Below are 21,926 nucleotides of genomic sequence, written 5' to 3' on the forward strand. Positions count from 1 at the left end.
ACTTAATTGTTTATGTTATACTTACCTAGATCAGCAAAAATATTGGTGTATGTTATGGGTACTTTAGCAACTGAGCAACATCTCGACAAAAAAGATCAAAGCATAGTTATAGCAGGTGCCGGGCCTGTTGGTTCGTTAACAGCTTTGCTAATGGGTAGCTGCTTTCCAAATAAAGATATTATTGTATTAGAGAAGCGTATTGAATATGGCCGAAAGCACGGGTTAAATATTTGGAATTCAACCATAACTGATGTAAATAGCAGTATAAGCCAAATCGAACGTGATGCTAAAAAATCTTTAAAAGCAGCAGAAAAAGGGGGTGACCAAGAATCCATAACTCATTTTCAAACCTTATTAGATAATACTAGTAAGGCCAAGCAGTTTTTAAAGAAAAATTTTCAAGGTGAGTTAATTAGTAAATTTATTGCAACTAATAAAATATCACAAATGCTTGAAGATAAAGCTGTTGAAATAGGTAATGGCAGAGTAAAATTTTTAAAAGGCGAGCAATATGCTCTAACTGATGAATCTCTAGCGGAAGCAATGGGTAATAAAACTTTACCTGCTGAACTTGAAAGAAGTGAATTGCAAAAAATTCTTGCCAATGCTGAAATGATTATAGGAGCAGATGGTGCACACAGCAAAGTTAGAGAGCAGGTTTTTAAAGAACCTGAACCTCAAACGGAAGTTATTCAGCATTTAATTGAAATAAAATTAGATTTAAATAAAAATACCACTCCTGCATCTTCAAAACTCCAAATAGTTGCTAAGACTATAGGTGATTTTCTTAGTAGAACAATTTTACCTACGTTAGAAACTGGTAAACTAAATATCTGGACAGAAGGGAAAGAAAAAGTTGCTACACTTCATATATTAGTTAATGAAGATGTTTATAATGAACTGCGGAACAATAAAGGTAGTGATGGTAAAGAAATGGGAACTTTACAAAATCCTTATAGCAGTTTGAAAGATCTTCCTGAAGGGGAAGCAAAAAAAATTATAGAGAAAGGAATATATGAAACTATAGGAGCAAAAAATATTGTCCCTGGCTCTTTAAAAATAGCAACCATTCCTATGCAAGTTTATAAAGCAAAAGAGATGGTTACTGTAAAGAATAATAAGCTTTTTAATATTATTGGGGATGCTGCTGTAGGTCTAATATTCATTCGTGGTGTAAATAACGGCCTACAGGCTGCCGGACATCTTACTAAAAGCACTTATGAAATGGTAAAAAATAGAGAGAAAAGCACTAAACTAACTGAATTACCTAAGGAAATGCTGAAATACCAGCAGAAAGAATTAGCTGTGGCTGATCAAAAGATGAATGGTATTAGAAGAGAAAGTAAAGCATTGATCCTTGTGAAGATGGCTGCTTTTGTGCTCAGTAAGCCTCTTAAAGCGATTAAAGCAGTTATTGCTAAGTTTAGTAAAAAAAATAATCAAGAAATAATTAACCTAGATGCGCAAGATAACAAAGAAAGCAAGCCTTCTAAACCTCCTAAATCTAGCGAAAAAGGGTTGCTACCTATGATTATTGCTGAAGAAACTTTATCAGCTGCTATGCAGGATAGGTTACAAGCCTTAAAGGATGGTAATAACGATAAAGTAAAAGACCAAGGTGCCAACTTAATCAATGACCTCAATAAAATGAAAGAAACTATCGAAGCTACTATAGAAAACCAATTTATTTCTTCAACAACTCAAGTAAAGCTTAACATTGATCAACATAGCTCACAAATAAAGTTTGAAATACCCAATAACTTTCAAGGCTTTTTACTAATAAATAGAATGGATAAAGATGGGAAGTTTCTAAATAGCAAAAATAGTGGTAATTTAGATATTTTAAAAATAACAAATCTTACTAAGAATGGACAACAAGTACAAGTTGTAGAATTAGTTGCAGAAGGTAACAATGGAAACAGTAGATGTAACCAGCTTATAACTGAATCTAAAACTTTTAAGGAATCTCTAATGGTTACTAAAAGAGCCAAAGATATGGAGCCCGATATATTATCATCGCTAACTCAATCTTCTCTTTTTCAAAAAGCTAAAAATAATAGCAACAGAACTATGTAAGCTATTAAATCATTTTATATTGTCTTATTAAGCATAGGTCATTAGTTTAGATATGTGCTTGATTTTTTAATTTTTTGCTCTTCTTTATTGATATAAATTAATTAACTTACCCATACTCATTACATTATATTTAATTACACTGAAAGTGTTAATATTAAAAATCTCTCAGTTATAATGAATGAGTTACAAGCATATTGCATAAAATTTCCTAACCACCATTCAGATTATAATGCCCTTATGGAGCTAGTAGGAGAAGCTGAAGTTGTACTAATCGGCGAATCTACCCACGGCACAGAGGAATTTTATCAACACCGGGCTGAAATGACTAAAAGATTGATTATAGAAAAATCTTTTAATACAATTGCTATAGAAGGAGACTGGCCAGATACTTATGCCATTAATCAGTATGTTAGAGGTAAGAGTAATGTTAAAAGTAGCATAGCAGCCTTAGAGGGGTTTACAAGATTTCCAACCTGGATGTGGCGTAACAGTACTATCATAGAGTTTATAGATTGGTTATATGATTATAATTTAAGTTTAACAGAATCAGAAAGAATTGGTTTTTACGGACTTGATCTATATAGTTTAGAGGCCTCTATACAGGAAATAATTAAATTTCTAGAAAACGTGGATACAGAGGCTGCTAACCGAGCTAAAGAACGATATGCTTGTTTTGATCATTTTAAACATGATTTGCAAAGTTATGGGTATGCCAGTGTATTTGGTATAACTAAATCTTGTGAAGACGCAGTTATTGAGCAATTGATCGATTTAAATACCAATATTTATAAATCTTTAAAAGAAAAAGGCCTTAAAGAAGACGAGCTGTTTAATGCTGAGTTAAATGCAAGGCTGATTAAAAATGCCGAAAAATATTATAGATCAATGTTTAGTAATGATGTTACCTCATGGAATATTAGAGATACTCACATGGCTGAGACTTTAGAAGCTTTAAGCAAACATTTAACGATAACTAGATTGCGTCCTGCCAAGATAGCCGTTTGGGCACATAATTCTCATATAGGTGATGCCAGAGCTACAGAAATGGGTAGAAAAAGAGGGGAATTAAATATAGGGCAGCTTGCACGGCAAAAATACAAAAATAAAACTATTAATATTGGATTTTTGACTTATTCAGGAACTGTTACAGCTTCCTCAAGTTGGGATGGAATAGCACAGCGTAAATACGTGAGACCTGCTATCCATAATAGCTATGAAGCTTATTTTCATAAGCTCAATATACCTAGATTTATGCTAAATTTAAAAGATGAAAAGGTGGCTAATTTAATACCAAATAATATGTTGGAACGAGCGATAGGAGTAATTTACCGCCCACAAACTGAAAGAGGGAGCCATTATTTTTATGCAGATCTGGCAAATCAATTTGATGTGGTCATTTATTTAGATGCAACAAAAGCGGTGAGGCCTTTAGAAACTACTGCCATCTGGCATGAGGGAGAAGTATTCGAAACCTTTCCTTCAGGAATTTAGATTGTATAAAGGAAATTATCAAAGAGAGGTTTTTAGTGTTCTTTAAAGATAGGGAAGATGCAGGAAAAAAACTTGCAGGTAAATTAAGACATTATGTAGGCAAGCATCATACTTTGATACTTGCTTTACCTAGAGGAGGTGTTCCGGTTGCTCATGAGGTTGCTAGGTCATTAAATATCCCCTTTGATGTATTTATAGTGCGTAAGCTGGGTACACCCCGTTCTTCAGAACTGGCCATGGGAGCTATAACCCTAGGTGGCCATATTATCTTTAATGAAGATATAATTCAGATGTATTCCATTACACCAGAAGATATTAAGCGGGAGGTAGCAAAGCAAGAGCAAGAATTACAACGGCGCAATGAATTATATAGAAGCGGTAAACCTTTCCCTAATATTAAAAATCAAATTATTATCCTTATAGATGATGGGATTGCAACGGGTGCAACCATCTCGGTGGCGGTTAAAGCATTAAAAGAAGAACATCCTGCAAAAATAATTATTGCCACTCCTATCGCTCCACAAGATATTTATGAAAAACTAAAAAAACAAGTAGATGAGGTTATTTGTTTAGATGTTCCTGAGGTCTTTTATGGAGTAGGACAATTTTATCAGGATTTTTCTCAAACTAGCGATGAGGAAGTTATAAAATTACTTGAGAACCCAACTGCAGTAAACGATTAGCTTATAATTACTTTTCATTAAATTTATTAACATAAAAATATTTGGCACAAAATTTGCTTTACTAAATTGTTAAAAATTTATTGAGCAAAGTTAATGCAAACCACTTTATTGAATTTTAATAATGTAATGCCTTATAATGAGAGTTATGAGCGTAATAAAACCTCACTAAATAACCATAAACAATCTTTACAAACAAACAATAATACCCAAAAGGTTGCACCTAGCAAGGAAGCTAAAGCACATAAATCAATAAATGTAAATATTGTTAGCTCTTCGCAAAGTAGTAAAATAGTGGTTTCAAATCACGCCGGCCAGAGCAAAACTAACACTAACGTGGCTCCGCAAGTTACTATAGAACAACAAGTTACAAATGAGCAATTGATATTCAATCAACTCGCAAATGAAATTAGTGAATTAGAAACGACATTAATTATTAAAAGAGATGGCGTGTTAAATTATGCTCAGATTGCTGCGTTAAATCCTGAATTGCAACAGCTAGTTATAGGAAGAGATGGTAATAATATAATTAACTCAGAGCTAATAAGTAATAGGATAAATTATGATTTAGCAGCAAATTTTGAGCAGCTATCTGAAATAAATAGTAACCAAAATACCCAGCAAGATTATGAACAAATGGGTATGGTTGGTTTTGATGAGTTTTTAAATAAAAATTCTGCGCTGTTAGAGCAAGTTGATCCTCAAGCTATAGCAGCTGGGTCGGTTGCCGTGATTCAGGATGAAGCTCAAAAACTATCTGATAAGAATGTTAACAATGATATGGGAGAACTCATAACATTAGGGCAGGGTGATGAACAGCAGGCTATAGAAGGAGATCAGGAGCTTGCTAGGTTAGATAGCTATCGTGAATTTGTGGAAAGCAGCAAGCTGATAGAGCAGCAAATTAAAAATAACGTAATTAAAACAGAGAAATCAACGTTACAACTATCGCCTGAGTTGGAAAATCCTAATAAAAAACAACAACAAAAGAATTGGCAAAATTTTGAGCCGGCATTGGATAATAAAGAATTATTAAGTGATGGTATTATATCAGAAAATTCTGCAGAAAAATTAGCAGCCGAACAAATTAATAATATTATAACTGCTAACTTTAAAAATTCAGCTGAAGAAGCACCGCAGCTCAATCTTAAAGTTGAACTTTTCAAGGAAGAAGATCCTTTTAAAGAAGTTTTAATGCAAGTAGATCAAGACATAAATGAGCTAGAAGCTAGATTAAACAACTCTTTTACAAAAGTCTCTGAGAGCAGCAATTTTGAACAGCAACTTAATCAAGAATTATTAAAGCAAATAGAAGTATCCTCAGGCGAACTACCTCATGAAACTCAAAATATTAAAAATCCGCTTCCCCTCCATGACCAGGTAAGGATAGGAATTACCAAAGGCATTAATGATAATAATGGCAAAGTAGTCTTACAACTAGATCCTCATCATTTAGGGAAAGTAGAAATTACTATGAGTTTTAACGAAAATCGGATTGCTCATTTAACCATCCAGGCAGAGAAAAAGGAAGCTTTAGAATTGTTACAAAAGGATTTTGGCGTCCTAGAAAAGAATTTAGATAACAATGGCATAAAAATTGCTGAAAGTAATATTAGTTTTAATTTAATGAATGATTCTAGACAAGACAGCAAGCAGAATAGAGAGTTTATGGAGGATTATCGTGAGACTTTTAAGGTAAGTAATGTAGACACTGATGATAATTATCAAAAACAGCAACAATTAGTTCTTAATGCTTATCAGTCCACTATGGAATCAGATAAATTAGATATTTTGGTATAGGAGTAAATTAATGAGCAATATAGATTCAAGGCATTCATCACCGGTATTTAAAGAATTATCAGCCGATAAAAATCCTTATGTCACGAAGATGCGTCCAATAAAAGAGAATTCTTCAAGTGCTGCCGCTAAAAAAGAGCAGTTATATGCTGATAAAGAGGCTTATTTAAACTTACTTATAACTCAGCTGAAAAATCAAAATCCTCAAAGTCCTACTGATACATCTCAAATGACTCAGATGATAGTGTCTATTTCACAGGCTGAACAAGTTATAGAAGCAAACCAAAAAATGGAAAAAATTCTTGAGTTGCAATTACAGTCCCATCGAATGAATGCAACCAGCCTTATCGGTAAAGAAATTGAATATGATACTGCCGAACAAAATCTGGAGGGTGGCAAGCAAACTACCTTCCAATTTAAATTGGGAAGAGATGCTGAGATGGTGAAAGTTAAAATTTATGATGATAGAGAGCATTTGGTAAGGACTGTGCATGCTGAAAAAGAAAGCCTAACAGAGGGCTATCATGACTTTAAATGGGACGGCAGAAACGATAAAGGTGAATTAATGTCTGATGATAATTATAAAATCCAAGTTGAAGCAGTAGATGAAAAGGGAGCACCAATAGAGGTGTATACCAATGCAAAATCTAAAATTATAGGAATATTAGAAGAAATGGGGAGCATTAAGCTTTTACTTGAAAATGGTAAATCAATAGATGAAAGCCAAGCTAAAATTTATATGGAAAGATCTAACTTTGAAAAAGAAGTTACATCCCAAGAAAAAGCCCTGCAACAATTAAAGCCATCAATGCAAAACATAAACTTAGGGTTGGGCGAAGAAGCAAAAATAAATATTGAAGAATTATTAAATTAAATAGATAAAAGGGAGAAAAATCATGGCATTAACAGGAGCATTTTTTTCAGGAATATCCGGAATGAACGCCCAGAGCCAAAATATCGCGGCTCGTTCTGATAATATTTCCAATGCAAATACAGTGGGCTACAAGAAAAACGCTCCTCAATTTTCCACATTAGTAACTGAGAATTCTAGTGCTAGATCTTATGCTGCGGGTGGTGTTGAGTTTGTTAATAGGCGCCAGGTGGATGCCCAAGGAATGATCCAGGGTAGCGGCGTAGTGACTGATCTTGCTATATCTGGCAAAGGCATGTTTGTTGTTAATAGTGAAAATGATGGTAGTGGTGAATATTTATTTACTAGGGCTGGTTCTTTTAGGGAAGATTCTCTTGGTAATTTTGTTAATTCAGCTGGTTTTACCCTTATGGCGTGGCCTGTAGATAATCAAGGTAGGATCCCTGGTGAGGCAGGTAACCTTAATACTATTTCTAACGCATTACTAGATAGTTTAGAACCAGTAAACTTAAAAGCGGTAAGTAGTGCGGTTGCTGCTACTACTCAGGTGCAATTTGCCATGAATTTGGATTCTGCACAACTAACCCTAGAAGGGGCCGGGCAAACTATTTCCATTCCGACTAGCTCTGCAGCCAATTATGGGATAGGACTTAAGGACCTTGTTGTACCTACTGCTAATATAAATACTGGTAGTAACTTTATTGTTAGAACACCAACACAAAGTTTTACCTATACTTATGGCGGAGTTGCTTCGTCAAATGATGTATCATTAGGAATATTAGGGGCAAGCTCTTTAAATGGAGTTTTTAGCACTGGTGTAACCAATGGTGATCAATTTACTATCGGTAATACTTCAATTGGTACTTTAACTTTTACCTATACCTCCACTTCTCCTGATCCGAGCAAGGGGCAGTTTAATAGCCTTGCAACACTTGCGGATGCAATGGATAGAACTTCAGGCCTGACTGCAAGAGTATATGGCACACATCTTTACTTATCAGCTGAGAATGCTAATCAAGGATTAACCTTTACAAACGTTGGTAGCAGTACTTTAGTTACAGATCTTGGTTTTAGTAACGTTGCTACTTCTCCTGCAGCTATCAGTAACGATGGTATTGCTTCAAGTTATGATATTACAACCACTCCTATTTTAGCTGCGGGTACTACTGCTGCTCTGTTAACTGCGGTTAATGGTGAAACTTTTACGGTGGCTACTCCGGCACTTGGTACGGTTACTTTTACTTTTAGTAATCCCATAGGTGCTGCTACTGATTTTAACAGTTTAAATACCCTTGCTACTGCTATTAATACGGTAACAGGACTTTCAGCTAATATTAGTAATAACGCTATCTCCATTCAATCTGATGTACCATCTGATACCATGACTTTTGGTTTTACCGGTACTGACTTTGTCACTGCCATGGGATTAGTAGATACTGTAGCACTACCTGGAACGGTGCAGCGTTTTTCTAGTTTAGAAGGGTTACAAGAACTTATTAATCAACAAACTGCAATTGAAGCAAGAGCTATAACTTCGGGTACCACTAATGCTCAGCTTAAAATTTATAATACTGATCCATTATCAACTATATCATACGAATATGGATATCCAATTCCAACTACCAGTAACATATTAGCGGAATTTGGTTTAACTAGAAACTATCATCCTGCCATTCCAACCAACTCGGATAGTGCGCGTGGAGTTGCTTCAATACCGGTAACTGGACCTTCTTATGACCCGCTTGATGTTTCTGCTCATAATATGGCTGGTGGCCAATTAGTTCCACATTTTAGCCGTAATTTTGAAGTGTTTGATCCATTAGGTGAAAGGCATGATTTTAGAATAAGTTTTGCAAAGTTAGGTATTAATACCTGGGGTGCTGAAGTTTATGCCTTAAATCCAGCTGATATTATTTCTTCTACCGGAAGAACCGATGGGTTAATTGGCTACGGCAGCATTATATTTAATGGCGATGGTACCCCAAGAAGTATTTCCCCAGGCTTAACCACTCCAATTCCATTGCGTTGGACTAATGGGGCTTTAGATAGTGAAGTTGAATTAAATTTAGGAACCGCAGGTGATCCTCCTGGGACAGCCGGAGCTAGCACTATTGCTCAGCGTGATGGTCTTACCCAGATTAGGTCTGATTATAATGTTAGATTTGTGGATCAAAATGGTGTATCGGCTGCTCTTTTAAGTTCTATAGAGATTAATAAAGAAGGATATGTGATTGCTAACTATCGTAATGGTTTATCTCAAACTATATATCAAGTGCCTATGGCAGATTTCCCTAACTTTAATGGATTAAATCCTTTAGATGGTAACGTATATGGTGCACGCCAACAAGCCGGCGCATTTAACTTGCGTAAACCTAACGAAGGTGGTGTGGGTATTATTAAATCTAATGCGCTTGAGCAATCAAACGTTGATTTGGCCGAAGAGATGACAAATCTTATTATCGCTCAGCGTAACTATGAAGCAGATACCCAAATTTTAAAAACAGTAAATGAGTTGTTGGAAAGGTTAAATAGAATTTTCTAATTTTTATTAAGTTTTATTGAGAGGAAAATTTTTTGAGTTTCAAATAGCTAGCTGGGTAAATAGTAGGATTCCTAACAAAAAACCTACATATCAACCCAGCTAACAAGGACTAATATATATTAGTAAAGTTTCTTTAGTATAACTTGAATATAATTTAATAGGTCGGTGTTAAATCGGCCTATTTTGTTACAAAACCCATTCTGCTTGAGGGATATCTATAGTGCTAATATCTTTGAAAGTTTCTGAAAAGCAAGCGGTATCCGAATTGCCAGAAGTTTCAGTTATAGGTAGCTCACTATTTTCACTAGTAAATGCTGCTTTAATATAAGCTCCTACGTAAAGATTGCTATATTCCTTAGTATAATTATCCACGAAGTTATAATTGTTGAATTCTTGTAAGACACCCTGAAAATGCTGCTGCTTTAATGCTTCTTTATTTTTTAAAACTTGAGTAACTTTAGCAAAATTTTCTATTAATTTTTGGTTATCATCTTGATTATTTGGGTCATTATCAATTTCATCATATTTGATACTAGATTCTATTAACTTATGCCCAAGCTCTATTAATTCATCATCACAAAACTCATACATTTTTAAATCTACTAAATCTCTAAAGACTTTACCATCCAATATTGGTTCTTCAATAGTGTCGCTATTACTATCTTCATTAATGTTTGCGTTACTATCTTTTAATAAACTCTTAACTGTTTTATAAAATTTTAAAAGATCTTCATCGGTTACTATTTGATTAAATTTGTTAAAAAACTTACTGCCAAATTTTAGTAAATTATGATTTAAGTACATAAGATAAGGAGCTTGATCTTCTGCGGCATGTAAATAAAGGTTAACATTATCAAAATATTTAGGATCTATGGTATTAAGGCTAAATTGTGAATCTAAAGGGTTTTTAAAATTATCTAAATCTTGAGAATATTTATAAAATTTATATAATTTCTCCCTGGATTTTCTAATTGTTCCTCTATAATTTTTGCATTGCTTACGGCAAAAATTAAGCATAATCCGCCTATGTTATGCTGTATAGGTATGATATCAAATTCTACTATATTTGTTTGATATCCGGGCAGTTCACTATTAAGCTCTGCTGCTAATTCTTCAAAATGCTGTTTAGCTTTAGTAGAATATTCCTGTTGCCAATAACCTACTGAATCATAACCATTTATTTCTAAAGAGTACAAAGGGTCCGTATAATAAATAGTAATAGTATTATCTTGCTTAGCAATTACGCAGGCTTCTGCATGTTCATCAAAACCATAAGATCCTCTTATTACTTGATGAGCTAAAGCAGAATCTAATTTTGAGATTATCATATCTTTAGGGGAGATTAAGCAATACTCTTCAAAATTTAAACAAACACAATTTTTAGTAAAGCTTAGCATATCATAAGGGGTGGTGATTGCTAAACTTTGATTATATAATGTATAAAATTTTGAAAGAGGCTCAACAATTTTAATGAATTCTAATTTTTCTTGGGTATTTAAACTATAGATATCAGTAACTTTATGAATATTATGCTTATAGGTAAACTCATTTAATTTATCTACTAAAGCGGAAGCCTTATTAAATAAATGAGCATATATTTTTATATAAGTTCTAAGTTCTTCAATAACATATGTTTGTTTAAGTTCTTCCTGGGTAAGCTGTTTTGGGAGATTAAAATTATAGAATATATTATTTTTACCATTAAATATAATCATTATACTAACCAAATTTTTGTAATTATATAATGTAGTATAAAAAGCAAATAATCAGAATAAAAATTATAGTGTAATTAAAGTTATAAAAGTGAACGATTTAATAATATATACAAGCTAAGAAGCTAAATTTTTAGCAAGCATTTACGTTAAAAGCATAATTTTTTTACGTTTATTTTAATCATACAGTCATATTTAATAGTAAATAAGCTAATAGCATGTTAGCAAATAACACACATATTAAATAGGGAGAGTAACTATGGCAACAATGGTTGGAATGCAGCCTACGTTGATTGGCGCACTTAAAGATTTAGTTGAACTTGATTATGATGCGGTGGAAGCTTATGAAGCTGCTATTAATAGGCTGGAAAATGCTGAGTATAGAAAAAAAATGACTGAGTTTATGGATGATCATAAGCGTCATATTAAAGATGTTACCGAGCTTCTAAGAAAGCACGGTGAAAATGCTCCAACAGGACCAGATTCAACTAAGCAATGGTTAGTGAAAGGTAAAGTAGTGCTAGCTAACTTAGTAGGTGATAAAACAATTTTAACTGCTATGCATAGCAATGAAATTGATACTAACAAAGCTTATGCAAGAATGTTAGAACGTGAGGATCTTTTTGATGATGCAGTTAATATCCTTAAAAGAGGTCTAGAAGATGAGAAGAAGCATAAAGCTTGGCTTGAGCAATTTGCTTAACCTCTAAAGTTTAAAGTTAAATTTAGTAAAAAAATGTATCTGGCAGCTAAAAATTTGAAAACCAAGCTGCCAGATAACTTAAATAGGTTCTTATACGCTTATCTGTATGGAAGAGATTTTAAAACAAAAACGCCTAATTATTTTTAAAAAATTAATTATTCGTAACTCAAAAAATCAAATAGTTGCCTATCACGATAGATGTACAAAAACTAGTAGCATAGCAAGCATTCTACTTTTTAAGTAATTTTGAGTCTTAATAATTGCATGCAGGCTAGCTTACTTCTTGCCGGATCTTTGATTGTTTTTCCTGATTTTTCAGTTGTTGTTGCCATTTTTTACCGGTTGAATGAGTAGTTAAGCTAGCGGGAGAGTTATGGGTAGAAATGCTATGCTCTGAAGGAGGTAAGAGTCTATTAGGTTTAATCAAAGAATAAGATGCCATACCAATGCTAGTAGTAATTACACTGAAACCAATTTGTTGGATTTTGGGTAATGTATTTAAATAATTTCTAAAATGCTTAAATTGTAAAATAGAAGTTTTCCATCCTTTTGATAGACCATCAAGTAAAGATTCGCTTCTATGTGGGGTTTTATTATTACTTTTATAGCTAGCAGATGCTAAGGTTGGTTGATGTGAAGTGGGTTGTAGGGGCTGTTCCACTTTTTTTAGTAATCGGCTATCATGTTGATAGTTTTTATTAAGTAGAAATTGTTCTTCAAGAACAATTTCACTTTTTTCAGTAATGCTTTTAATATTTGGCACAGATAACGCACTTTTAGTTTTTAATATCTTTATAATAGCAGAGTTTTTTAAAGTCTTATCAGCATAATCTAAAGCAGAATGTCCATATTGATCAAGAGTGTTAACATCAGCTTGATGCTCAACAAGGCAATTTAGCAATGTTTTATCACCCAAAATTATAGCTATATGTAATGGGCTTAAACCTACAGAGTTTAATGAATTTATATTCATTCCCAGATTTAAAAGATGTTCAACTAATCTAATATTTTGGCTTTCTACTGCGGTATGTAACAATTGAGCTTGAGTTAAAATTGTGGTTTGTTGCGTTTGATCTAAAGTTTTAAATATAAGTTGTAATAAATCAAATAATTCTTCACGGTTATGGCGTGCCAAATGATTCAATAAGTTGCTTATCTCCCATATTGGAGCTTTGCTAATATTATAACCTAATTTAATCAGTAATAGAGCTGTATCAAGATAATCTGGTTCATTATGGTTTAATTTTGTTAATGTAAATTCCATAGTAGTTCGATATTGGCCCACAGCAACGGCTATATTTACTTCAAGCTTTGTAAATAGAATTTTTAACAATTCTTCATCGTTATTATAAAGAGCCACATCAATGATGCTACCATTAATGATAACACGGCTACCAATGCGCCCTATGGCTTTAACCAAACGTGGATATTTATTCTCTAATTGAGCACCAGAGTTAATTAGATTTATCGCTTTAGTTATATCCTTTTTTATTACTAAATTGTTATAAAGTTCTTGATCTAATTTCAGCTGAATCATGACTTTTCCATTATAATTAAAATATAAATTTATTTTTAACGGTAAATAATAAATATAGCTAGATTTTTATTTATAGGATTATCAAGTAATTTCAATCATTTGCTTATTATGGCCAGCTTAGTTTAGGTTAGGCAGCTTACTAACCATTTTTACAAATACACCAGATTAATTACGCAGGGTGCTACAGATATAAAGATCGAATATTTACAATTACCATTAATACTACCGACAATCACGAGAAGCTTAAAAATAAGCGCATATTAATTACTTGCCTAGCCGGGATTATTTATTAATATGACCTGTATAATTAATTCAGAAGGTTAGCTAATGAAGCTAGGGATATATAAGCATTATAAAGGAAATCTATACCGTGTGATTGGGCTTGCAAGGCATACTGAGACCTTAGAAGAAATGGTGGTATATCATTCCCTTTATGGGGATTATGGTATTTGGGTTAGACCCAAAGTAATGTTTGAAGAACAAATTGAATGGCATGGTGAATTACAACCAAGATTCCAATTTACCCAAGTGCTTTTTGAACAATCGCCTTTATATAGTTAATTACAATGGTTATTTCAATTGGTTATGTTGCTTCTTTAGTTATGGGGTTAATTTTAGGATTAACCGGAGCAGGGGGAGCTATACTTGCTGTACCCATTTTAACTTATTTATTTTTTATTCCTGCTATAAAAGCTACATCTTACTCTTTGGTGGTTATTAGCTGTATTTCTTTGGTAGGTATTATCAGTTATCATCGTCAGAGTTTGGTTAAATATAAATTGGCTCTCATATTACTAATTCCCTCAATCATTGCAGTATTTTTAACCCGTGAGTATTTATTGCCGATTATTCCTAATGTTTTATTTAAGATAGGTAGCTTTACCGCTACTAAAAACAAATTGATATTGCTCGCCATGAGCATGTTAATGCTCAATTCGGCGCTAAGCATGCTTAGAAGCCAGGTCGCTACAACAGTTAAACTTACAAAGGGATTAACATGGGTAAAAATAATCTTAATGGGCTTGCTGATTGGATTTTTTACCGGAATGTTAGGGGTAGGCGGAGGTTTCTTAATTTTACCTTTGTTAATTTCTCATTTTCAACTAAACATGAAGCAAGCTGCTGCTACATCTCTTTTTGTAATAATGGTTAACTCATCGATTGCTTTAATAATTGATATAAAAAACTTTGTAAAATTAGATTATTGGTTTTTATCTAAGTTTACTTTTTGCGCGTTGATTGGAATGCTCATTGCCACTTTTATCATTCAAAAAATTCCACAAAAATTACTTAAAATATCTTTTGCATTAGTGCTAATAATACTTAGCTCTTACATTATATCTCGCGAAACCCTACTAGTAATCTAGTTACTAATATTTTTTAATAAAATGAATCTAAGCAGAGTTTGTATGACTCTTAATTGATTAGATGTATCGCATAAGTGTTACATTATATCAAATACGGCTATAACGTACTTGATATGGCTTTTGTTAGTGTTACTTAGAAGAAAAATTAAACCATTTAAATAACCTAACTAAAAGGCTAAAGAGCTTTTTTATAAAGGAAGTTTTAGAACTCATTGAGAATATATAAAAGATAGCCATATCTTTTGGATGTACTATAAAACCAGGCGATAACTAATATCTATCAGGCTTGGTGGCATTAAGAAATCTTAAAAAAATTTAAAGCAAATAAGCTGCAAAGCTGCTTTGAAAATTATAGAAAGAATAGCCTAATTACTTAACGCATGATCTATTTAGTTTGTACAAATCTCTTGAGCCAAATTTAAAGATCTGAAATATAATTATAGAATAAATTTATATAATCGATCGGTCAGACCAATTTAAGAGGAACAACTAATACTTAAGTTTTGTAAATGTTTAGGGGCTGTTGATGCATAATATTCATATTCTTTATGTTCATCAAAAGGATTATGCATTATTTTTAATATTGTATTGATTATAGTATAATCCTTTTTATCTTCTGCAGCTCGAATGGCTTCTTCAGCAATCCAGTTTCTTAAAATAAATTTTGGATTGATTTGATTCATTTGTTCTTTTCTAACGGCTGCATTACTTTCAAAGCTTTTTAAATGCTCTAAATAACTTTTAAGCCAGATGTTAGCCTTGTCACTATTTCCAAATAAATTTAACCAGTTACTATTTTCATAAGCTTTATCAACTTCAGATAAATATCTAAAGGCCAAGGTATAATCAGCACTAGCTTCTTGCATAATTTCTAAAAGTTCTGTTAATAAAATTTTACTGGTAGAAATAGTTTCTAAATTTTTATTATTAAATCCTAATTTTTGTAACATCATTTCATTATATTGATTTAATAATTCTATAGCATAGCTTTTTATAATTTCTTCAGCTTCTTTAAAAGAAATTAAATCTTGAAGGGAATGAGCTAGCATATAAAGATTCCAAGCTCCTATATAGGGCTGCTGATTAAAAGCGTATCTACCAGAAGTATCAGAGTGATTACAAATCAGTCCTTCATCATAATGTTCCATAAAACCAAACGGTCCATAATCAATAGTAAGCCCTGTTATAGACATATTATCAGTATTCATTACGCCGTGTGCATAGCCCACACTTTGCCACTTAGCAATTAGAATTGCTGTACGCTTTACTACTTCACTGAACCACATACTATATTTATTTGGTTTATCAATAAGGTGAGGATAATATTCACTAATAACATGATCTGCCAGCACCTTAACTGCTTCATCTAATCCATTGTTGTAAAAATATTCAAAATGACCAAAACGAATATGTGAAGCATCAGAAAGCCTAGTTAAAATGCAGCCAGGTTCTAATTTTTCCCGCTGTACTTCTTCATTTGTTGCAATAAGGAATAAGGCACGTGTGGTTGGAACTCCTAATGCATGCATGGCTTCACTGCATAAATATTCACGGATAGAAGAACGCATTACTGCTCTACCATCTCCAAAACGAGAATAAGGAGTTTTACCCGAGCCTTTTAACTGAATATCTATTAATTTTCCTAAATCATTTCTAACCTGTCCAAGCAATAAAGCTCTGCCATCACCAAGCTGTGGTACATAATGGCCAAACTGGTGCCCTGCATATACCATAGCCAAAGGATCACTTCCTGGAAGCTTACTGTGACCTGTAAAGAACTGTAAACATTCTTTATTGTTCAATGAAGAATGATCTAAATTAAGCATTGTGGCGGCATCAAAATTTGCATGAATTAAAAAAGGCTGCCTACTAAACTTTTCGGCGCTCATTTTTGTAAAAAAATATGCAGGAAGCCCGGCAAATTTATTATCAAAAGGTAAATTGTTTAAATTATAATTTGGCATATTAAATTTTATTTTTTAAGCTTTATAGCATTATCTTAACTATATAATACATATATTATAACCATAACCAAGCGATGAGTTTAATAAAAACTCTAGTTTTTTATCAAATTTAAGCTATTAGTTTTAGCACTAATTTTCAGTAATATAGGAAAGCCATGCAGCCAGTTGTTAAGCATTTTTTTGATCCAGATACTTCTACTATAACTTATATAGTATCAGATGAACTAACTAAACAATGTGCTATAATTGATCCGGTATTAGGATATGATGCAGCATCAGGCAGAACTAACACTATAAGAGCAGATGAGGTTATACAATATATCAAAAAGCAAGGTTTAGCGCTTGAATGGATTTTAGAAACCCATATTCATGCTGATCATATTACTTCCAGTAATTATATTAAACAAAATTTAGGAGGTAAAATAGGAATCAGCACAAAAATCAAAGAAGTATTAGATTGTTGGATTCCTATATTCAACACTTTTAATGATACTAAGGCTGATGGTTTACAATTTGATCATTTATTTGCAGATAATGAAAAATTTACAGTTGGATCAATTAATTTTCAAGTAATGCATACCCCAGGTCATACTCCAGCTTGCGCATGTTATTATACTGAAGGTATGATTTTTATAGGAGATACTTTATTTATGCCGGATTTGGGCACCGCACGATGTGACTTCCTAGGAGGGTGCGCTAGTACTCTTTATAACTCAATTCAGCGCATTTTTTCTTTAGCTGATAGCACGATTATTTATTTATGCCATGATTACCCACCAAGTACGCGAGAATTTAGCTTTGTAAGCACTATTGCGGAGCAAAAAGAGTTAAATATATTAATTAATCAAAATATTAGTAAAGAAGAGTATATAAATAAACGCCATGCAAGAGATAAAGGCTTACCAGTTCCTAGATTGTTACTTCCTGCAATTCAAGCTAATTTACGGCTAGGAGAATTTGGTAATTCTGAAACTAATGGAGTTAAATATATTAAAATTCCTATAAATCACATTTAAACAATTGCTAATTAAATAATTATAAATTTATAATATTACAACATACCGAAATTAAAAATTTTTATAGGATACAAATAATGATAATGGCTCAAGCTAAAACTGTAACTCTACATGGTAGCTTTGAAGGAAGCTCATTGCTTTTTAAAAATCGAAAAAAAACCATGCAAGAGTTGCAAGAGTATAGAGATGAAATTTCAGAGTTAAGTAATATCTCAACAGGGCAACTCAAATCAAAATTAAGCAATTTAAAGGAGGTTGATGATTATTTAAGACTTAGCCCTTTCTTAATGAAGCGTTTTCCTAAGCATATTATTCAGATATACATTACCAATGGTAATTTCTTTAATAATCTGCTGGAGCGTTTAACTGACTTTCCTATTTTAAGAAAAAAAATAACTATACTTACTTTTGCAGAAATATATGCAAAAAAGGATGATCAAGAAATATTAGAGCAAAAGTTAGCATTATTATTATTAAAATTACCAAATCTCTCAATCTGTGATTTAAGTAATAATAACTCGCTAGGCAAAAAAGATATACAACAAATAGTACAGCAACTAACTGAGCTAATTAAACAAGAGCTAGAAAACCCATCTCCCTTTAAAGTAAAGAAGAAGATTTATCAAAGCGAAAATAATAGTATACAAGCTACTACCAAAACAATACAAAATATAGTACATCGCAATTTAAAAATATTTTGTATTGATAGAGAGGCAGAATTAAAACTTCGTTTTCAAATAAAAAATAATAAAGAAAATGATAATCCATTGGACTACCAACCTATACAAAGAAATCAGCCAAGTTATGTTCAATTAGAAAAAGAAAGAAAAGAGGAGAGAAGAGAAGCGTACTATAACAATGGTATAAAATAAAGTGTTATTGTGTATATTTTAAAAACTTTTATTATTTCTCAATAATATGAAATGAGGTAATTTTTAGGAAAAGTTAGCGTGCACATATATTATTCAGCAATATTCATAAATTCTAAGTAAAAAAATAAAGCACTTTAGCCTTGTTTTTTTAATACATATTGCCTATTTAAAAGATATTCATAGAACTCTTTTCCTTCGCCGGTAAGACGATACTCATCTCCTTCTTTTTCTTCGATAAGTTCAGAATCAGTAAGATAGCTAATCCATAGCTCAAATGATACGTTATTATTATCTCTATAAAAATTATTATAAACTAATAGAGCGCTTTCTTTAGAAATAGTGTGCTCTTTCGCTTTATATAGTTTTTCAATTAAAGTTAATTGGCTACCTAAAATTCTTTGAAAACAACGCTCAAAATGTAATAGAATATAAGCATCACAAAGTAGATCAGGTAATAATTTCTCTAAATCTTCATTGGCATGATCTTTAATAAATTTATTAATATTATTATAAATTTTATTCACTAATTTTCTATTATGTTGAGAAGTAAGCTCGTCTATATTCTCTGATTGGGTAAGAATTGGTTCCGTAACTAACTCCGGCTGATTTTGGGTAAGTATATTATAATAATGTTTAGGATTATTAATTTCTTGAATAACACCTTCATTTGAGTCGTCGGAAGCTGAGGGAATTTCAATCCCAGAAGCGCTAAGTTTTACTCCTCTTTCATTAACTGCAGCTGTGAATGATACTAAAAGCTTTTTTAATGGAGTTCCAAATATAGTCAGTACTGCTAATATAACTAATGGCCACATTATTTGCTGAATAAAACTGAAAACTTCCTGCATTTTTAACCCTCATAATCATTTAATACACACACTAACCAATTGAATTAAATATAAATTAATTATATTGAACTTGTTAGGTAAAAAATTTGTATTTTTCAATGTAATGCTTTAAATTTCATAATATATAAATTGCAATTTAATTTTAGATAAGATTTAATGATATATTGTGTTAATAAGATTTTAAAAAGTTGTATATGATTGATGAATTACAAGGAATTATACCACAAAAACTCTTTAAAAATTTTCATGGTAGTAGCTTATTATCATTAATTCAGCCTTTCATTGCCAAAACTTGTTATGAAATTACGTTAAATAATCCAAATTTATCCTATCAGGAAATATCTTATTTATATTTAAAATATTTTGTAGAGAATGCTCCATTAAGTGCTGGATTCTTGGACAGCAATTTGAAATTTATCTCTTTAAGCTCAAAGCTTTTTAATCAAATAACTAACTATTACCCTGAAGCCAGCTCAGCACTTGAGATTGAAAGTGCTAGTTTTTTTGAAATCTTTACACAATGCCCGAATAAAATTAAGAAAGCTTTAAAAGATAATCTACTAGGACAAGAGGTATCCCATAATAATTTAAAATATGAAATCAATGAAGGTGATATACGATGGGTTAAATGGCGTTCTGTCCCTTGGTATGGTATAGATTCTAAGCCTTTAGGAGTCATTTTTACTTTAAAAGATAATACTCAACCTTATAATACCCAAATAACCAATAAAAAGCTTAAGCAAGCTAACGAGATTCTAGAAAATTTTTCAATGATTTTTTCTCATGATATCATCCAACCTATGAGGCAAATTGCAAATTTTGCAAGCTTAATGAAAGATCATATTGAACGACAAAATTATCAAGATGAGTTTTTAGATTTTTCTTTAGAGGCTATTAATTCAAGTTTAAGGCAAATGCAGATTATATCTGAAGGGATTACTCTTTACAGCAAAGAAGGAAAGCTTACCAGCAATAAAGAAGCTGTATATCTTAACCAAGTTTTAAATCAAATCCATGGTTCTTGCTTTGAAAATAATAATATTAAATTTCATAGCAACATATCAGAAGATGTAATTTTATACATGAATGCTGCCTCGGCAACTCAATTATTTCAAAACCTGCTCATTAATGCAGTAAAACATGCTAATGCCAATCATACAGTTATCATTCTTACGGCTGAAAAAGGTAATGATGAGCAAGAATTTATTAAATTTAAGTTATATAATCATGGTAATGAGATAGATAAAGAATTAAGTAAAAAAGTATTTGCTCCTTTTGTTTCTAGTCAAAAAGATGGAGCAGGGATAGGACTTATGATTTGTAAAAAGATTATTGATGCTTATAAAGGTAAAATTTACATTCAACCTGTTACTAATCGTGGCACTGTAGTCACCTTTACTCTACCTAAATATGATGAAAAAAAAATTAAACTTGAAAAAGCTAGCTAAAATTACAGTTTAGCTATTTTAACTATAGTTTTTTAAAGTGGTAAGCCTGATATTAGCTCCAATTTTTAACCAAAAATGAATTCCTTCTCTCTTGGAAAAATAATATAATAAAATACAAGCTAAAATATAAAATTCAGCCTGCATTTTAAAAGATATACTTAGTTAACTAGCTTTGGTTGGTAATAACACTGTTTGAGTCCAATATTTTAAAACTTTATGTAATTGTTCTTTGAAATCTTGGAAAGAAAATGATTTTCTAATAAAGCCACTAGCTTGTAAACTATAAGCATTTTGCATGTTTTGATTGCTAATACTATTAGTAAGCATAATAACCGGTATAGATTGCAATTCCTTTCTCCTTTTAATCTCTTTTAAAAGCTCTAGGCCATTAACTGCAGGTAAATGCAAATCCACCATAATAAGATCCGGGATAGGAAATTGAATAGCTTGTTGAGTAGTAGTGCCCATTGCTTTAATAAAATTTAAAGCTTCCTGGCCATCATGAAAACTATAAATATTTAACTTCTCTGGGAAATCGCTCAATGCTTTCCTTAATAAAAATTCATCTTTACTATCATCTTCTACTAATAAAATATTAAATACATTTACATCTCCTGGTAAAGAAGACTCTTCTTCAATCCCTTCAAAAAAGCATTTGATAGATACCTCAAAAATTTTAGCAACTTGATAAAGAAGTGTAGCAGAGATTTTATTTACCCCTTGTTCATAACGCTGAAGCTGCTGGATTGAAACATCAATTTGGCTAGCTAAAACTTTAAGCGGCCAATTCATTTTGTTTCTAAAAAATTTAATTTTTTTTCCTACAAAAAGATCTAAATTATTAATGGCACTCATATATTTTTAACCTCTTACGTTATAAAATTTAAGTTAATATAAATAATGTCGTTTGAAAATGGTAAATTTTAGATTTTTTCACGTAGATTTGTTCTTTTAAAAAAAGTTAGGCTATCTAATAGGTTAGATAAAACTAGCCATAATCTA

General features: G+C 31.9%; 18 protein-coding genes. 12 read left to right on the top strand and 6 right to left on the bottom strand.

Features of this window, described 5'->3' with window-relative positions; translation table 11 throughout:
- The first annotated feature begins 12 nt into the window (after positions 1-12).
- The 6 genes from EF513_RS06775 (at position 13) to EF513_RS06800 (ending at position 9,457) form a co-directional block, all read left to right on the top strand.
- Positions 13-2,076: an FAD-dependent monooxygenase gene (locus tag EF513_RS06775; RefSeq protein ID WP_164503860.1), complete on the top strand. Its 2,064-nt coding sequence runs from the start codon at positions 13-15 to the stop codon at positions 2,074-2,076.
- Positions 2,077-2,250: 174 nt separating this feature from the next.
- The gene (locus EF513_RS06780) at positions 2,251-3,567 is read left to right on the top strand and encodes an erythromycin esterase family protein (protein ID WP_125216641.1); all 1,317 of its coding nucleotides are present in this window, start codon (positions 2,251-2,253) and stop codon (positions 3,565-3,567) included.
- 35 nt (positions 3,568-3,602) lie between these two features.
- Positions 3,603-4,250: a phosphoribosyltransferase gene (locus tag EF513_RS06785; protein ID WP_125216642.1), complete on the top strand. Its 648-nt coding sequence runs from the start codon at positions 3,603-3,605 to the stop codon at positions 4,248-4,250.
- A gap of 93 nt (positions 4,251-4,343) precedes the next feature.
- On the top strand, positions 4,344-6,047 hold the full coding sequence (locus EF513_RS06790) for a flagellar hook-length control protein FliK (protein ID WP_125216643.1): 1,704 nt from the start codon (positions 4,344-4,346) through the stop codon (positions 6,045-6,047).
- A gap of 10 nt (positions 6,048-6,057) precedes the next feature.
- A complete protein-coding gene (locus EF513_RS06795) occupies positions 6,058-6,918 on the top strand; it encodes a flagellar hook assembly protein FlgD (protein WP_125216644.1) in 861 nt (286 codons plus the stop codon).
- A 22-nt stretch (positions 6,919-6,940) separates the two neighbouring features.
- The gene (locus EF513_RS06800; RefSeq protein ID WP_125216645.1) at positions 6,941-9,457 is read left to right on the top strand and encodes a flagellar hook-basal body complex protein; all 2,517 of its coding nucleotides are present in this window, start codon (positions 6,941-6,943) and stop codon (positions 9,455-9,457) included.
- Positions 9,458-9,643: 186 nt separating this feature from the next.
- Here EF513_RS06800 and EF513_RS06805 read toward each other — a convergent pair whose 3' ends face one another.
- A complete protein-coding gene (locus EF513_RS06805; RefSeq protein WP_125216646.1) occupies positions 9,644-10,474 on the bottom strand; it encodes a hypothetical protein in 831 nt (276 codons plus the stop codon).
- A complete protein-coding gene (locus tag EF513_RS06810) occupies positions 10,375-11,172 on the bottom strand; it encodes a hypothetical protein (RefSeq protein ID WP_125216647.1) in 798 nt (265 codons plus the stop codon). Before EF513_RS06810 ends, EF513_RS06805 begins: the two co-directional genes overlap by 100 nt.
- A 256-nt stretch (positions 11,173-11,428) precedes the next feature.
- On the opposite strand from EF513_RS06810, the gene EF513_RS06815 reads away from it, so the two are divergent.
- Entirely contained in the window at positions 11,429-11,872 is a 444-nt protein-coding gene (locus EF513_RS06815; protein WP_125216648.1) for a DUF892 family protein, read from the top strand.
- Positions 11,873-12,143: 271 nt separating this feature from the next.
- On the opposite strand, the gene EF513_RS06820 is transcribed toward EF513_RS06815, so the two are convergent.
- Positions 12,144-13,409: an ankyrin repeat domain-containing protein gene (locus tag EF513_RS06820; RefSeq protein WP_125216649.1), complete on the bottom strand. Its 1,266-nt coding sequence runs from the start codon at positions 13,407-13,409 to the stop codon at positions 12,144-12,146.
- A gap of 327 nt (positions 13,410-13,736) precedes the next feature.
- On the opposite strand from EF513_RS06820, the gene EF513_RS06825 reads away from it, so the two are divergent.
- Entirely contained in the window at positions 13,737-13,970 is a 234-nt protein-coding gene (locus EF513_RS06825) for a DUF1653 domain-containing protein (protein ID WP_125216650.1), read from the top strand.
- 5 nt (positions 13,971-13,975) lie between these two features.
- Positions 13,976-14,776, top strand: coding sequence for a sulfite exporter TauE/SafE family protein (locus EF513_RS06830; RefSeq protein ID WP_125216651.1), 801 nt, complete (start codon positions 13,976-13,978; stop codon positions 14,774-14,776).
- Positions 14,777-15,252: 476 nt separating this feature from the next.
- Here EF513_RS06830 and EF513_RS06835 read toward each other — a convergent pair whose 3' ends face one another.
- Positions 15,253-16,740: a protein adenylyltransferase SelO gene (locus tag EF513_RS06835; protein WP_125216652.1), complete on the bottom strand. Its 1,488-nt coding sequence runs from the start codon at positions 16,738-16,740 to the stop codon at positions 15,253-15,255.
- 155 nt (positions 16,741-16,895) lie between these two features.
- Between EF513_RS06835 and EF513_RS06840 the strand changes: the two genes are divergently transcribed.
- Entirely contained in the window at positions 16,896-17,756 is an 861-nt protein-coding gene (locus EF513_RS06840) for an MBL fold metallo-hydrolase (RefSeq protein ID WP_125216653.1), read from the top strand.
- 77 nt (positions 17,757-17,833) lie between these two features.
- Complete coding sequence (locus EF513_RS06845; RefSeq protein ID WP_125216654.1) at positions 17,834-18,628, top strand: hypothetical protein; 795 nt, start codon at positions 17,834-17,836, stop codon at positions 18,626-18,628.
- Between the two features lie 134 nt (positions 18,629-18,762).
- Here EF513_RS06845 and EF513_RS06850 read toward each other — a convergent pair whose 3' ends face one another.
- Positions 18,763-19,476, bottom strand: coding sequence for a hypothetical protein (locus tag EF513_RS06850; protein ID WP_125216655.1), 714 nt, complete (start codon positions 19,474-19,476; stop codon positions 18,763-18,765).
- Positions 19,477-19,670: 194 nt separating this feature from the next.
- Here EF513_RS06850 and EF513_RS06855 point away from each other — a divergent pair, with 194 nt between their 5' ends.
- Entirely contained in the window at positions 19,671-20,924 is a 1,254-nt protein-coding gene (locus tag EF513_RS06855; protein WP_125216656.1) for a PAS domain-containing sensor histidine kinase, read from the top strand.
- Between the two features lie 162 nt (positions 20,925-21,086).
- Here the strand turns inward: EF513_RS06855 and EF513_RS06860 are convergent, their stop codons facing one another.
- A complete protein-coding gene (locus EF513_RS06860; protein WP_125216657.1) occupies positions 21,087-21,779 on the bottom strand; it encodes a response regulator in 693 nt (230 codons plus the stop codon).
- Positions 21,780-21,926: the final 147 nt, after the last annotated feature.

Source organism: Rickettsiales endosymbiont of Stachyamoeba lipophora (assembly GCF_003932735.1).
In the GTDB taxonomy this organism is placed as follows: Bacteria; Pseudomonadota; Alphaproteobacteria; order Rickettsiales; family 33-17; genus RICK01.

Coding starts and splice junctions, on each gene's coding strand:
- EF513_RS06775 (WP_164503860.1), top strand. CDS start 13: ATGTTATACTTACCTAGATCAGCAAAAATATTGGTGTATGTTATGGGT.
- EF513_RS06780 (WP_125216641.1), top strand. CDS start 2,251: ATGAATGAGTTACAAGCATATTGCATAAAATTTCCTAACCACCATTCA.
- EF513_RS06790 (WP_125216643.1), top strand. CDS start 4,344: ATGCAAACCACTTTATTGAATTTTAATAATGTAATGCCTTATAATGAG.
- EF513_RS06795 (WP_125216644.1), top strand. CDS start 6,058: ATGAGCAATATAGATTCAAGGCATTCATCACCGGTATTTAAAGAATTA.
- EF513_RS06800 (WP_125216645.1), top strand. CDS start 6,941: ATGGCATTAACAGGAGCATTTTTTTCAGGAATATCCGGAATGAACGCC.
- EF513_RS06805 (WP_125216646.1), bottom strand. CDS start 10,474: ATGCTTAATTTTTGCCGTAAGCAATGCAAAAATTATAGAGGAACAATT.
- EF513_RS06810 (WP_125216647.1), bottom strand. CDS start 11,172: ATGATTATATTTAATGGTAAAAATAATATATTCTATAATTTTAATCTC.
- EF513_RS06815 (WP_125216648.1), top strand. CDS start 11,429: ATGGCAACAATGGTTGGAATGCAGCCTACGTTGATTGGCGCACTTAAA.
- EF513_RS06820 (WP_125216649.1), bottom strand. CDS start 13,409: ATGATTCAGCTGAAATTAGATCAAGAACTTTATAACAATTTAGTAATA.
- EF513_RS06825 (WP_125216650.1), top strand. CDS start 13,737: ATGAAGCTAGGGATATATAAGCATTATAAAGGAAATCTATACCGTGTG.
- EF513_RS06830 (WP_125216651.1), top strand. CDS start 13,976: ATGGTTATTTCAATTGGTTATGTTGCTTCTTTAGTTATGGGGTTAATT.
- EF513_RS06835 (WP_125216652.1), bottom strand. CDS start 16,740: ATGCCAAATTATAATTTAAACAATTTACCTTTTGATAATAAATTTGCC.
- EF513_RS06840 (WP_125216653.1), top strand. CDS start 16,896: ATGCAGCCAGTTGTTAAGCATTTTTTTGATCCAGATACTTCTACTATA.
- EF513_RS06845 (WP_125216654.1), top strand. CDS start 17,834: ATGATAATGGCTCAAGCTAAAACTGTAACTCTACATGGTAGCTTTGAA.
- EF513_RS06850 (WP_125216655.1), bottom strand. CDS start 19,476: ATGCAGGAAGTTTTCAGTTTTATTCAGCAAATAATGTGGCCATTAGTT.
- EF513_RS06855 (WP_125216656.1), top strand. CDS start 19,671: ATGATTGATGAATTACAAGGAATTATACCACAAAAACTCTTTAAAAAT.
- EF513_RS06860 (WP_125216657.1), bottom strand. CDS start 21,779: ATGAGTGCCATTAATAATTTAGATCTTTTTGTAGGAAAAAAAATTAAA.